This window comes from Companilactobacillus kimchiensis (assembly GCF_001438805.1).
GTDB classification, from domain to species: Bacteria; Bacillota; Bacilli; order Lactobacillales; family Lactobacillaceae; genus Companilactobacillus; species Companilactobacillus kimchiensis.
In genome coordinates this window covers 238,348-251,703 of sequence record NZ_JQCF01000001.1, presented here as the reverse complement: position 1 = coordinate 251,703, position 13,356 = coordinate 238,348, and the positions used below count along the sequence as shown (strand labels likewise).

Annotated in this window: 11 protein-coding genes; all 11 read left to right on the top strand. The window is 36.5% G+C overall.

Annotation, left to right across the window (positions count from 1 at the left end; translation table 11 throughout):
* The first annotated feature begins 60 nt into the window (after window positions 1–60).
* The 11 genes from IV57_RS01360 (at window position 61) to IV57_RS01310 (ending at window position 13,297) form a co-directional block, all read left to right on the top strand.
* Window positions 61–792: a tRNA1(Val) (adenine(37)-N6)-methyltransferase gene (locus IV57_RS01360; protein WP_057879688.1), complete on the top strand. Its 732-nt coding sequence runs from the start codon at window positions 61–63 to the stop codon at window positions 790–792.
* Entirely contained in the window at window positions 779–1,063 is a 285-nt protein-coding gene (locus IV57_RS01355) for a GIY-YIG nuclease family protein (RefSeq protein ID WP_057879687.1), read from the top strand. Before IV57_RS01360 ends, IV57_RS01355 begins: the two co-directional genes overlap by 14 nt.
* A gap of 126 nt (window positions 1,064–1,189) precedes the next feature.
* Complete coding sequence (rpsB, locus tag IV57_RS01350; RefSeq protein WP_057879686.1) at window positions 1,190–1,987, top strand: 30S ribosomal protein S2; 798 nt, start codon at window positions 1,190–1,192, stop codon at window positions 1,985–1,987.
* A 70-nt stretch (window positions 1,988–2,057) separates the two neighbouring features.
* Window positions 2,058–2,933 (top strand): translation elongation factor Ts, encoded by an 876-nt coding sequence (gene tsf, locus IV57_RS01345; protein ID WP_057879685.1) that lies wholly within the window; start codon window positions 2,058–2,060, stop codon window positions 2,931–2,933.
* 168 nt (window positions 2,934–3,101) lie between these two features.
* Complete coding sequence (pyrH, locus tag IV57_RS01340) at window positions 3,102–3,836, top strand: UMP kinase (protein ID WP_057879684.1); 735 nt, start codon at window positions 3,102–3,104, stop codon at window positions 3,834–3,836.
* Window positions 3,826–4,383 (top strand): ribosome recycling factor, encoded by a 558-nt coding sequence (gene frr / locus IV57_RS01335; RefSeq protein ID WP_057879683.1) that lies wholly within the window; start codon window positions 3,826–3,828, stop codon window positions 4,381–4,383. The genes pyrH and frr overlap by 11 nt, the downstream gene beginning before the upstream one ends.
* Before the next feature lie 2 nt (window positions 4,384–4,385).
* Entirely contained in the window at window positions 4,386–5,135 is a 750-nt protein-coding gene (locus IV57_RS13310) for an isoprenyl transferase (protein ID WP_420806314.1), read from the top strand.
* A gap of 18 nt (window positions 5,136–5,153) precedes the next feature.
* Window positions 5,154–5,948, top strand: coding sequence for a phosphatidate cytidylyltransferase (locus IV57_RS13305; RefSeq protein ID WP_057879681.1), 795 nt, complete (start codon window positions 5,154–5,156; stop codon window positions 5,946–5,948).
* Between the two features lie 19 nt (window positions 5,949–5,967).
* Window positions 5,968–7,236, top strand: coding sequence for an RIP metalloprotease RseP (gene rseP / locus IV57_RS01320; protein ID WP_057879680.1), 1,269 nt, complete (start codon window positions 5,968–5,970; stop codon window positions 7,234–7,236).
* A 13-nt stretch (window positions 7,237–7,249) separates the two neighbouring features.
* Window positions 7,250–8,956 (top strand): proline--tRNA ligase, encoded by a 1,707-nt coding sequence (locus IV57_RS01315; RefSeq protein WP_057879679.1) that lies wholly within the window; start codon window positions 7,250–7,252, stop codon window positions 8,954–8,956.
* 39 nt (window positions 8,957–8,995) lie between these two features.
* Window positions 8,996–13,297, top strand: coding sequence for a PolC-type DNA polymerase III (locus IV57_RS01310; protein ID WP_057879678.1), 4,302 nt, complete (start codon window positions 8,996–8,998; stop codon window positions 13,295–13,297).
* Window positions 13,298–13,356 lie beyond the last annotated feature (59 nt).

Below are 13,356 nucleotides of genomic sequence, written 5' to 3'. Positions count from 1 at the left end.
AAGTATCATTCTCCCAAAAATAATTTTGACTTATTTAAAATACCATAAAGCAGGTGTAACATGTCGACTAATTCGCAAGATATTATTTCTAATAGTGGAATTATCATCAATCAAGATAAAAAACTTTATTCTTTTAATCTAGATACTATTTTACTCTATAATTTTGCAAAACCCGCAAAAAAAGGTAAAGTCGTTGATCTATGTGCCGGTAATGGAGCCATTGGTTTATCTCTAACGGCCAAAACCAAAGCACAGATATATTTGGTCGAGATTCAAAAAGAACTCGCAGAGCTAGCTCAAAGGAGTATTGAGGACAATAATATAGAAGAACAAGTTCATCTGATCAACGATGATCTGAAAAATGTTCAACAATACATTGACCACGATACGGTCGATACAATCGTTTGTAACCCACCTTATTTTAAATTATCGGATCAGACTGCTATCAAAGAAAATTCGGTTTTAGCGATTGCTCGTCACGAGATCAAAGCTGATTTAACCGATATTTTGAAAACTATTAAGATCCTATTAAAGGAAAATTCTCATGCCTACTTAGTTTATCGTCCTGAACGATTGAGTGAGTTGATGAGCGAGATGTTACAACAGAAACTACAACCTAAACGAATTCGTTTTGTAAGATCGACCAAACAAAAGAATGCTAATCTGGTTTTGCTGGATGTAATTAAAACTGTTAAATCTGCTTCATTAAAAGTAGAACCTGATTTAGTCATTTATCAACATGATCAGGTATTGAGTAAAGAGGCGGAACAAATAATCAATGGCAAGTGCTAAAAAATATTACGTTTATATGTTGCTTTGTAAGGATAGAACTTTTTATACTGGTACAAGTAATAATGTTGAAAAAAGAGTGGCTACACATAATTCTGGTAAGGGTGCTAAGTATACGAAAACCAGACGGCCAGTACAATTAATGTATACCGAGGAACTGGCAGACAAGTCGCAGGCCCTGAAACGTGAAATCGTCATTAAAAAACTCACTCGTCAGCAAAAAGAGGTTTTACTAAAAAGTCATGGAATAAATTGGCATGACTACTTGATTTAAAGGAAAACTTCCTTTACAATATTAACTTGTATTGAATACACACACTTAACGATTTAGTTGTTGGTGCACGGAAGTGTTTCAACTAGACATGACTTAAGTGGAGGTAAAAACCAGGAGGAACTAAATATGTCAGTTATTTCTATGAAACAATTGCTAGAAGCCGGTGTACATTTCGGTCACCAAACAAGAAGATGGAATCCTAAGATGAAGCCATTTATCTTTACACAAAGAAATGGTATCTACATCATTGATTTACAAAAAACTGTTCGCATGATTGATGATGCTTACAACTTTATGAAGGCTGTTGCCGGTGATGACGGAATTTTCCTATTCGTTGGTACAAAGAAGCAAGCTCAAGACGCTGTTGCTGAAGAAGCTACACGTGCCGGTCAATACTACGTTAACCATCGTTGGTTAGGTGGTACTTTGACTAACTGGAACACAATCCAAAAACGTATCAAGAGATTAAAGGCTATCAAAGCAATGTCAACTGATGGTACTTTCGATCGTCTACCTAAGAAAGAAGTTGCTTTACTTACAAAGCAACAAGCTAAGTTAGAGAAATTCCTTGGTGGTATCGAAGATATGCCAAGAATCCCTGATGTTATGTTCATTGTTGATCCTCACAAGGAAAACATTGCTGTTAACGAAGCTAAGAAACTTAACATTCCTATCGTAGCTATGGTTGATACAAATACTGATCCAGATCCTATCGACGTTATCATTCCATCAAACGATGATGCTATTCGTGCCGTTAGATTGATCACTTCAAAGATGGCAGATGCTATTGTTGAAGGTAAACAAGGTGAAGAAGCTGTTACTGATGCTGATTTTGCTGATAAAAAAGATACAAACAAAGATGCTGCTGATGACAAATCTATCGAAGATTTAGCAAACGCAACAAACAATAAAGATAACAAATAATAAAATAATATCTGTAAAATAGAGTCATCTGAGTAAGATGGCTTTATTTATACGACTGGAGGATTTACGAATGGCTAAAATTACTGCTGCTCAAGTTAAAGAATTACGTGATAGAACAAGCGTTGGTATGATGGATGCTAAGAAGGCATTGGTCGCTGCTGACGGTGATATGGAAAAAGCTATCGACGGACTTCGTGAAAAAGGTATTGCTAAAGCTGCTAAGAAGAGTGGAAACATTGCTGCTGAAGGTTTAGCACATATTGAAATTTCTGGTAACAAAGCTGCTATCATTGAAGTTAACTCAGAAACTGATTTCGTTTCATCAAATGACAAATTTATCAACCTTGTAAATGGTGTTGCTAAAGCTATTGTTGAAAACGAACCTAAGACAATGGACGAAGCTTTGGCTTTGAAACTTGACGACGGTACAATTGAATCAGCTATCACAGGCTTAACAGCTGTTATCGGTGAAAAAATCAGCTTAAGACGTTTCAAGGTTCTTGACAAGACTGATACACAAGTATTCGGTTCATACCTCCACAATGGTGGTTTGATCGGTGCTATTGTTACTCTTGATGGTTCTGATGAAGAAGCTGCTAAGGATGTTGCTATGCACGTTGCTGCTATCAACCCTGAATACATGACACGCGAACAAGTTCCTGCTGATGTTCTTGCTAAACAACAAGAAATCTTCACTGAAGAAACAAAAGCCGAAGGTAAACCTGAAAAGATTATCCCAAGAATCGTTGAAGGCCGTGTAAACAAATACTTGTCAGAAATTAGTTTGGCTGACCAAGAGTTTGTTAAGGATTCAGATATGACTGTTCAACAATTTGTTGATTCAAAGAACAGTAAATTAGTTTCATTCGTCCGCTTTGAAGTTGGCGAAGGAATCGAAAAGAAACAAGAAGATTTTGCTGAAGAAGTAAAGAATCAAATGAAGTAGTAAATACATATTTTTGAGGAAGGTCGCTTAATTCATTTTGAATTAAACGGCCTTTTCTTTGTATAAAGGGTTGTAACCTAGCATTTTTTATTTAAAAATAGTCTTTAGATAAATTTACTGTATCGAATATGTTAAAATATTTAATAGCAAAATTAAAGGAGAGTACTTATGCCTGATATCAAGTATAAAAGAATTATCTTAAAAGTTTCCGGTGAAGCCTTGGCTGGAGAAAAAGGTTTTGGAATCAATCCCCCAGTTATTAAGAAGATAGCTGAACAAATCAAAAGCGTTCATGACCTAGGTGTTGAAATTGCCATTGTTTGTGGTGGTGGGAACATTTGGCGTGGTGAAACTGGTGCCGAAATGGGTATGGACCGTGCACAAGCCGATTACATGGGTATGATGGCTACAGTCATGAATGGTCTAGCATTGCAAGATGGGCTAGAACATATTGGCGTTCCTACACGCGTACAAACATCAATTGAAATGCGCCAAGTAGCTGAACCTTATATTAGAAGAAAGGCTGTTAGACACCTCGAAAAGGGCCGTGTGGTTATTTTTGCTGGTGGTACTGGTAATCCTTACTTCTCAACTGATACAACTTCAGTATTACGTGCTGCTGAAATTGAAGCTGATGTCATTTTGATGGCTAAAAACAATGTTGATGGTGTATACTCAGCTGATCCTAAGAAAGATCCTAATGCTAAGAAGTATTCAGAACTTTCACAACTTGATCTTATTAATAAGAACTTGGGTGTTATGGATACAACCGCTTCATCATTGTCAATGGATAACAATATCCCATTGATCGTATTCAACTTGAACAAACCTGAAAACATTAAAAAGGTTGTCCAAGGTGAAAATATTGGAACAATTATAAAGGGTGGTAATGATGACAAATAAAGCCGTTTCTAAAGCAAAAGAAAATATGCAAAAATCAATTGACGTTTTAAGACGTGAATTGAGTAATATTCGTGCAGGTAAAGCTAATGCCTCAATTTTGAACAACATTAAAGTTGTTTATTATGGTAGTGAAGTACCATTGAACCAAGTTGCTTCAATCAATATTCCTGAAGCACGTGTGCTTTTGATCACACCTTATGACAAGTCAGCTCTTGATGATATTGAACATGCTATTAACTCATCAGATCTTGGACTTAATCCAGCTAATGATGGTAATGTAATTCGTTTGGTTATCCCACAACTCACTGGTGAGCGCAGAAAAGAAATTGCTAAGCAAGTTGGTAAAGAAGCCGAGGGTGGCCGTATCGCCGTTAGAAACGTTCGTCGTGATGCTATGGACGATTTGAAGAAACAACTCAAAGCTAACGATATTACTGAAGATGAACAACGTAAACTTGAAAAAGATGTTCAAAAAGTAACTGATGATGCTATTGCTGAACTTGATCAAGTAGCTGCTGATAAAGAAAAAGAAATTACTGAAGGGTAATAATCTGTATGACAGAGGATATTAAGAGACAATTAGGTCCTGAAATATCTGTTCCTAAGCATATTGCGATTATTATGGATGGTAATGGTAGGTGGGCTAAGAGAAAAGGTCAGCCAAGAATTGCTGGACATAAAGAGGGCATGAATAATGTCAAAACAATTGCAACTGCTGCAAGTCATTTGGGAGTAAGGGTTTTAAGTCTCTACGCTTTTTCAACAGAAAACTGGAGTCGACCAAGCAAAGAAGTTAATTTCTTGATGCGCTTGCCAGTAGACTTTTTTGGAACATTTATGCCGGATTTAATTAAAGAAAATATTAAAGTAGAAGTAACTGGATTTACTGATAAATTACCTGACAGAACTAGAAAAGTAGTTTTAAAAGCAGTTGAGGACACAAAGGATAATACTGGGATGATCCTCAATTTTGCTTTTAACTATGGTGGTCGGGCTGAAATTGTAAATGCAGTTAAAAATTTGGCGATCGAAGCTAAAAATGGTTCGATTGATCCAACAAAGATCGACGATACAATGTTTGCTGATCAATTATTAACAAATCAATTAGGAGATCTGGCTGATCCAGATCTTTTGATCAGAACAAGTGGCGAGGAACGAATCTCTAACTTTATGCTGTGGCAATTGGCTTATTCAGAAATGGTTTTTGATAAGACATATTGGCCAGAGTATTCAGTTGATAATTTGATTGAAGATATTTTAGAATTTGATCGAAGAGATCGTCGTTTTGGATCCGTTTAGTTAGTTTGGGGGAAAATTATGAGACAACGTGTAATCACCGCCGTTATTGCTTTAGCAATCTTTATTCCCATATTGCTAGCAGGTGGCGTTTGGCTAGAAATTGCAGCCGCAGCTTTAGCTTTAGTTGCTATATTTGAAGTTTATATCATGCGCAAAAGAATCATTGTTTCAATGGATTTCTTGGTTACTATTCTAGGAACCCTAGCTTTGGTAGTACCAGATACTTTTTATCGTGGCTGGTTTCCCAAAAGTTTCACACGTTTAGACTTATTCTATGTTTTCTCGATCATCTTATTAGTGATCACAGTTTTAACTAAGAATAAATTCAATTTTGAAGATGCTGGTGTTTCAGTGGTGTCAATGCTCTATATTGGTATGGGCTTTCATTATTTGGCCGCCGTTAGAAACTCTAATCCTGGTTTAGGTTTATTGATGTATGCTTTGATCGTTGTTTGGTCAACAGATATTTTTGCCTACTCATTTGGTAGAAAAATCGGTAAGCATAAGTTGTGGCCTGCAATTAGTCCCAATAAAACCTGGGAAGGTACCATTGCCGGAATTATTATGGCCTTGATCCTGTCAGGTATTTATATGATTTTTGTTCCTCAAGAATATTCGATTCCAACCATGTTGATGATTGCTTTCGTACTTTCAGTTATGGGACAAATGGGCGATTTGATTGAATCAGCTTATAAACGTTTCTATAAAGTAAAGGATTCAGGAAATATCTTACCAGGACATGGTGGGATCTTAGATAGATTTGATAGTATGTTGATCGTGCTACCATTGTTACATATATTTGGTTTAGTTTAAGTAGCATCTGGAGGTTAAAATGACCGCGATAATTACATTTATAATCGTTTTTGGAATATTGGTAATCGTTCATGAATTTGGACACTATTATGCTGCTAAAAAATCAGGGATTTTGGTTCGTGAATTTTCAGTTGGTATGGGCCCCAAAATCGTAGCATACAGAAAAAATCATACGACCTACACGTTGCGATTATTGCCGCTAGGTGGTTATGTACGAATGGCTGGTGCTCAAGAAGATGATTCAGAGATCCAACCAGGAACGATGGCATCGTTAGTTTTAAATGACGCTGACAAAGTAACAAAAATAATAACTTCTAGTAAAGTTTATGATGCAAACGCGGTTCCAGTCCAAATTTCTAAGGCTGATCTTGTAGATGATCTAGTAGTTGAAGGATACGAAAATGGTGATGAAACTGTCACTAAGAAATATTCAGTTGATCATGATGCAACAATTGTTGAAGAAGATGGTACGGAAGTGCAAATTGCACCACGTGACGTTCAACTTCAATCTGTTTCAGTTTGGAAACGAATGATCACTAACTTTGCAGGACCATTTAATAACTTTATCTTAGCAATTGTGGCGGCTATTTTAGCAGCCTTTATGATGGGCTCAGTTGGAACCGGAACTAATCAACTTGGTCAAATTCAAAAGAATTCGATTGCTCAAAAAGCTGGCTTAAAAGCTAATGATAAAATTTTAAGTGTTAATAATAAAAAGACTGCTTCTTGGACTGATTTGTCAGAAACAATTCAAAATAGTCCCGGTAAGAAGTTAACTTTAAAAGTTCAATCTGGTAAAGAAGTAAAACAAGTCAAAGTAACACCTAAGACAGTTAAATCGTCTGGTCAAAAATATGGCCTGATCGGTATTATGCCGAAGATGGATTCAAGTGCCATGGGTAAAATTAAATATGGCTTTACATATAGCTGGAGTACTTCATTAACAATTTTCCACGCTTTGGGTAAGATGGTATCTGGTGGTTTTAGTATTAATCAGTTATCTGGACCAGTGGGAATTTATTCAATGACTTCCAAAGTAGCCTCAACAGGTTTGATCAATATTATTTTCTTCACTTCGATGTTGTCAATGAACTTGGGTATCGTTAACTTGATTCCAATTCCAGCACTTGATGGTGGAAAAATTCTATTAAATATTATTGAAGCTATCAGAAGAAAACCAATTCCAGAACAATACGAAAATGTGATTACATTGATTGGTGTGGGGATTCTGGTCTTATTGATGGTTGCCGTTACTTGGAATGATATTCAGCGCTTCTTCATAAAATAGGGGGATTAAGAACTTGAAACAATCAAAATTATATATTCCAACATTAAAGCAAACTCCTTCAGATGCTGAGGCTATTAGTCATCAGTTGATGTTGCGAGCTGGCTACGTTAGACAAGTTTCTGCAGGTGTTTACGCATATTTACCATTAGCTTGGTCAGTAATTCGTAAACTTGAGGATGCGATTCGTAAAGAAATGGATAAAGTTGATGCTGTTGAAATGCAAATGCCAGCAATTTTACCCGCTGATTTATGGAAAGAGAGTGGCCGTTACGAAACATATGGCGATAATCTTTTTAAGCTTAAGGATCGTCATGAAAGAGAATTTGTTTTAGGACCTACACATGAAGAAACATTTACTAGTGTAGTTAAAGAAGGTTTGAATAGTTACAAGAAATTACCTCTTGTTTTATATCAAATGCAAATGAAGTATCGTGATGAAGATCGTCCTCGTTATGGTCTACTTCGTGGTCGTGAATTCTTGATGAAGGATGCTTATTCATTTACGGCTAATAAAGAACAATTGGATATTATCTTTAACCAAATGGAACAAGCTTATAAGAATATTTTTGATATCTGTGGATTAAACTATCGTGCCATTATTGGTGATGCGGGTGCCATGGGTGGAACTGATTCCAAAGAATTCTCAGCTATTGCTCCCATCGGTGAAGATACGATTGCTTATTCTGATGATTCAGATTATTCAGCCAACCTAGAAATGGCTGCAAGTAAAATGGATGAAAATCCTCAAGAAGATAAAAAAGAACTTGAAGAAGTTGATACACCAAAAGTTCATACAATTGATACTTTGGCTGATCTTTTGAAAGTTGATGCATCAAGAATTATGAAAGCCGTAGCCTATATGGCCGATGATGAACCAGTAATGGTTATGATTCGTGGTGATTATGATGCTAATGATGTTAAAATTAAAAATTATTTGGGTGCTGATTTCTTACGTGAAGCTACACCTGAAGAAGTAACTGATGTTTTCCACAGTGTACCTGGATTCATTGGTCCTAAGGGTATGGATGATAAGGTTAAAATTCTGTATGACAGTTCATTAGTTGGTTTAACAAACTTTGTTGTTGGTCCTAATAAGGCTGATCGTCATTTTGTTAATGCTAACTTTGAGGATATTACTGATGAAATGCCAGAGTTTAGAGATTTCCGTGTTATCAGAGAGGGTGAAACATCACCTGATGGTCATGGTCATATCAAATTCACTCGTGGTATCGAAATTGGTCATATCTTTAAATTGGGTACTAAGTTCTCTAAGGCACTTGGTGCTAACTTCTTGGATGAAAATGGTAAGTCTAATCCATTGATCATGGGTTGTTATGGTATTGGTATTTCAAGATTATTATCAGCTATCATTGAACAACACAGTGATGAAAATGGTATTATCTGGCCAGAACGTTTAGCTCCTTACCAAGTACACGTTGTGCCAATTAAATATAATGATGATGTTCAAGGAAAATTAAGTGACGATATCGTTGAATTACTTCAAGACGAAGGTTATGATGTTTTACTTGATGACAGAAAAGAACGTCCCGGTGTTAAATTTGCTGACTCTGATTTAATTGGTATTCCAATTCGAATCACCGTTGGTAAAAAAGCTGCCGATAATATTGTGGAACTAAAGATTAGAAGTACTGGCGAAACAATTGAAGTAAGTAAAGATGAATTAGTAAATTCAGTAAAAATATTGCTTAAGAATCAGTAATGAGGCTTAGGCCTTTTTTTATTTATCGAAGGGTAGAATATGTCAGACACAAAGCAACTTTTTGAAATTTTAGTTAAGCAGATCAAATTAGATAAGCTATTGAATTCTAATGATTCGTTTGTTAATGGACAATTAAATAAGTTGGAAGTTCATAAGAATAGTAAACGCTGGACCTTTTATTTTGAGTTCACTAACGTTTTGCCATTCGATGAATTTTTGATTTTTGTTAAAGCTTTAAAGGCAAGTTTTGAAGGTATCGCGCAAGTGGACTTTGAGATTAGTACGACTAAAGCTGAATTGAATGAAAAAATCATCAGAGATTATTGGAATTATGTGTTGAATGACTGTAATGTCCAATCGCCAATGGTTTTGGACAAAATTAGTCAAACACCACCACATATGGAAAATGGTCAGGTCTTTTTGGATGTATCTAATGGTTTTATGGCTGATTTTGTTGATGGTAAGTTAATCAACGGTTTGCAGTCAGAATACACTAGCCTTGGTTTTCCTGATTTCAAAATCAGAACTAATATTGATGAAAATAAATCTCAGGCCAAAGAAGCTGCTATGAAGGCTGCTAATGCTGAGAAGACTAAAGAATTTCAAGCTAAAGCCAAAGAGGTTAGTGAGAAAAAAGCTGCCAAACCGGCTGGTAATGTTTCCAAAGTCGGACGAAAGATTCCTAATGACCAAGAAATTACTCAAATGGTCGATATCATTGAAGAAGATCGGAATAAGGTTGTCGAAGGTTATATTTTTGACATGGAAGTTAGAAAGTTAAAATCCGGTCGTTCACTGTTGATCATGCAGGTGACTGATTATACTTCGTCATTTAGTATTAAAAAATTCTCTAATGGTGAAGATGATGAAAGTTTCTTTGAATCATTGGATAAGGGCGCTTGGATTCGTGTACGTGGTAATATTCAAGAGGATAATTTCTCTAGAGAATTAGTCATTATGGCAAATGATATCAATATCATTAAGCATGAATCACGTAAAGATACTGCTGAGGACGATAATAAACGAATCGAAATGCATGCTCATACGAATATGAGTCAAATGGATGCCATTCCAAGTGCAACTGATTTAATCAAACGAGCCAGTGAATGGGGACAACCTGCGATTGCTATTACCGATCATCATGCTTTACAGGCCTTTCCAGAAGCTTATACGGCAGGGCAAAAGTATGGTGTCAAGATTGGTTATGGTGTGGAAATTGATTTAGTAGATGAGGGTAATCCAATTGCCTTTAATCTAAGAGATCAAAAGCTCGAAGGTGCAGAGTACGTTATCTTTGATACTGAAACCACTGGTTTGTCAGCTGTTTATGATTCTATTATCGAAATTGGTGCGACTAAAATGTTAAACGGTGAAGTAATTGAGCGTTTTGATGAATTTATCAATCCCGGTCATCCTTTATCCGATATCACGACTGATTTGACTAGTATTACTAATGAAATGGTCGACAGCGCTCCAGATGAAACAGTCATCATTTCGAAGTTTATGGATTTTATTGGTGACGATATTTTAGTTGGTCATAATGTTACTTTTGATATGGGCTTTATGAATGCTGCTTTGACACGAATGGGTCGACCTCGTTTAGCAATGCCTGTGATCGATACTTTGGAAATGTCACGAACACTGCATTCCGAATACCGAAATCATAAACTAGATTCCTTAGCTAAACGTTACAATATTGTATTGGAACATCATCACCGGGCTGATTCCGATGCGGAAACAACTGGATATCTGATGTACAAGTTGTTTGTGGAATTGGAAAACAAGTTTGGGACTAATGATGTTGCACAATTGAATGATAATATTGGTGGGGAAGAAGCTTATAAACAAGCTCGTCCCAGTCATGCCATTTTGATTGCTAAAACTCAAGCGGGTCTGAAGAATTTGTTTAAGATAGTATCTTATTCAATGACTAATTATTTCTATCGGACAGCTCGTGTTCCGAGACGATTATTGAATAAATATCGTGAAGGAATCTTGGTTGGTTCTGGATGTGAAAATGGTGAAGTCTTTACCAGCATGATGCAAAAGGGATATGACGATACTCGAGAACTAGCTCAGTATTATGATTATTTAGAAGTTATGCCTAAGACGATGTATCAACATCTGATTGATATTAAGATTATTAAAGATGAAAAAGCCCTGGAAGAGATTCTAGGAAATATTGTTAAATTAGGTCAAGAGTTGAAAAAACCGGTCGTTGCGACTGGAGATGTCCATTATTTAGATACGACTGATAAGGTTTATCGAGATATTGTTATTAAGGCAGTGAAGAGTAATGCCTTGGGACGTCGACCTGAGTTACCTGATGTGCAATTTAGAACAACTAATGAGATGTTTGATGAATTTGATTTCTTGGATGATGCGACAGCTCAAGCAGTGATTGTGGATAATCCTAAAGAAATCATGGATTCAATTGAAGATATTTCACCGGTTAAACATAAGCTTTATACTCCTAAAATGGAGGGTGCTGAAGATGAGATTCGCAATTTGACGATGACTAAAGCACATGAACTGTATGGTGAACCCTTACCTGAGTTAGTTCAGAAGCGAATGGATCGTGAATTAAAGAGTATTATTGGTAACGGATTCTCTGTTATTTATTTAATTGCTCAACGATTGGTTTTCAAGTCTAATAAAGATGGATATTTGGTTGGTTCCCGTGGTTCGGTTGGTTCCAGTTTTGTTGCAACAATGACCGGAATTACTGAAGTTAATCCTTTACCACCACATTATCGTTGTCCAGAGTGTAAATATTCAGAGTTTTTCACTAATGGTGAGGTTGGTTCTGGATATGACTTGGACGACAAAAAATGTCCTAAATGTGGGGCTGACTTAGATAAAGATGGTCAAGATATTCCTTTTGAGACCTTCCTTGGTTTCAAAGGTGATAAAGTTCCGGATATTGATTTGAATTTCTCAGGTGATTATCAGCCAGTAGCTCATAATTATACCAAGGTATTGTTCGGGGAAGACCATGTATTCCGTGCTGGTACTATTGGGACGATTGCTGATCGAACTGCTTTTGGTTATGTAAAGAACTATGAAGAAATGACAGGTCAAAACTTCCGTAATGCCGAAGAAGCTCGATTGGCAATGGGTTCGACAGGTGTTAAACGGACGACTGGACAACATCCGGCCGGTATCATTGTTGTGCCAGATTATATGGATATTTTTGACTTTACGCCGATTCAATTTCCAGCCAATGATCGAACAGCCGCTTGGAAGACAACTCATTTTGATTTCCATTCAATTCATGATAATATTTTAAAACTGGATATTTTGGGACATGATGATCCGACAATGATCCGTACACTTCAAGATTTGTCAGGTATTGATCCAAAGACACTTCCAGTTAAAGATCCAGGTGTCATGGAATTGTTCAAGAGTACCGACTCATTAGGCGTTAAACCAGAACAAATCTTTTCGAAGGTTGGAACTTTGGGTGTGCCCGAGTTCGGAACCCGTTTTGTGCGAGGGATGCTAGAGAAAACCCATCCAACAACTTTTGCCGAGTTGCTACAAATTTCAGGACTTTCACATGGGACTGATGTTTGGTTAGGTAATGCGGAAGAGTTGATCGACAAGGGTATCGTTACTTTGAAGGATGTTATTGGTTGTCGTGATAATATCATGATGGATTTAATTCACTATGGTATGGATTCACAGATGGCCTTCCAAATCATGGAACATGTTCGTAAGGGACGTGGTATTCCAGATGATTGGAAGCAAGCAATGAAAGACGCTGAGGTTCCTGATTGGTATATTGATTCTTGTTTGAAGATCAAGTATATGTTCCCAAGAGCCCATGCGACAGCCTATATTATTATGGCGTTGAGAATTGCTTACTTTAAAGTGCATCATCCACTCTATTATTACAGTGCTTACTTCTCAGTTCGGGCTGATGATTTTGACTTGGTAGCGATGGCTTCTGGTAAAGATGCTGTTAAAGCATCAATGAAAGCTATCAATGATAAAGGGATGGATGCTTCAACTAAAGAAAAAAATTTATTAACAGTACTAGAATTAGCTAACGAATGTTTGGAACGTGATTTCAAGATTAAGATGGTCGATATTGAAAAATCTGAGGCCTTTGAATTTAAGATCATTGATGACAAAACACTCTTAGCTCCATTCAACGCAATTCCCGGTTTGGGTGATAACGTTGCTAAACAAATCATTGCCGCTCGTGAAGAACAACCATTCTTATCTAAACAAGATCTCGGTACTAGAGGAAAAGTTTCGAAGACGGTTATCGAGTATATGACAGAAAATCATGTATTAGATGGCATGCCAGATGAAAATCAGTTATCATTGTTTTAGGTATGGTTGTTATAAGTTGATTTAATAATAAATCTATGTTAAATTAACTATTAGTTAAT

Bases quoted from the DNA above. Each gene is read 5' to 3' on its own strand.
- IV57_RS01360 (WP_057879688.1), top strand. From the start codon at position 61: ATGTCGACTAATTCGCAAGATATTATTTCTAATAGTGGAATTATCATC.
- IV57_RS01355 (WP_057879687.1), top strand. From the start codon at position 779: ATGGCAAGTGCTAAAAAATATTACGTTTATATGTTGCTTTGTAAGGAT.
- rpsB (WP_057879686.1), top strand. From the start codon at position 1,190: ATGTCAGTTATTTCTATGAAACAATTGCTAGAAGCCGGTGTACATTTC.
- tsf (WP_057879685.1), top strand. From the start codon at position 2,058: ATGGCTAAAATTACTGCTGCTCAAGTTAAAGAATTACGTGATAGAACA.
- pyrH (WP_057879684.1), top strand. From the start codon at position 3,102: ATGCCTGATATCAAGTATAAAAGAATTATCTTAAAAGTTTCCGGTGAA.
- frr (WP_057879683.1), top strand. From the start codon at position 3,826: ATGACAAATAAAGCCGTTTCTAAAGCAAAAGAAAATATGCAAAAATCA.
- IV57_RS13305 (WP_057879681.1), top strand. From the start codon at position 5,154: ATGAGACAACGTGTAATCACCGCCGTTATTGCTTTAGCAATCTTTATT.
- rseP (WP_057879680.1), top strand. From the start codon at position 5,968: ATGACCGCGATAATTACATTTATAATCGTTTTTGGAATATTGGTAATC.
- IV57_RS01310 (WP_057879678.1), top strand. From the start codon at position 8,996: ATGTCAGACACAAAGCAACTTTTTGAAATTTTAGTTAAGCAGATCAAA.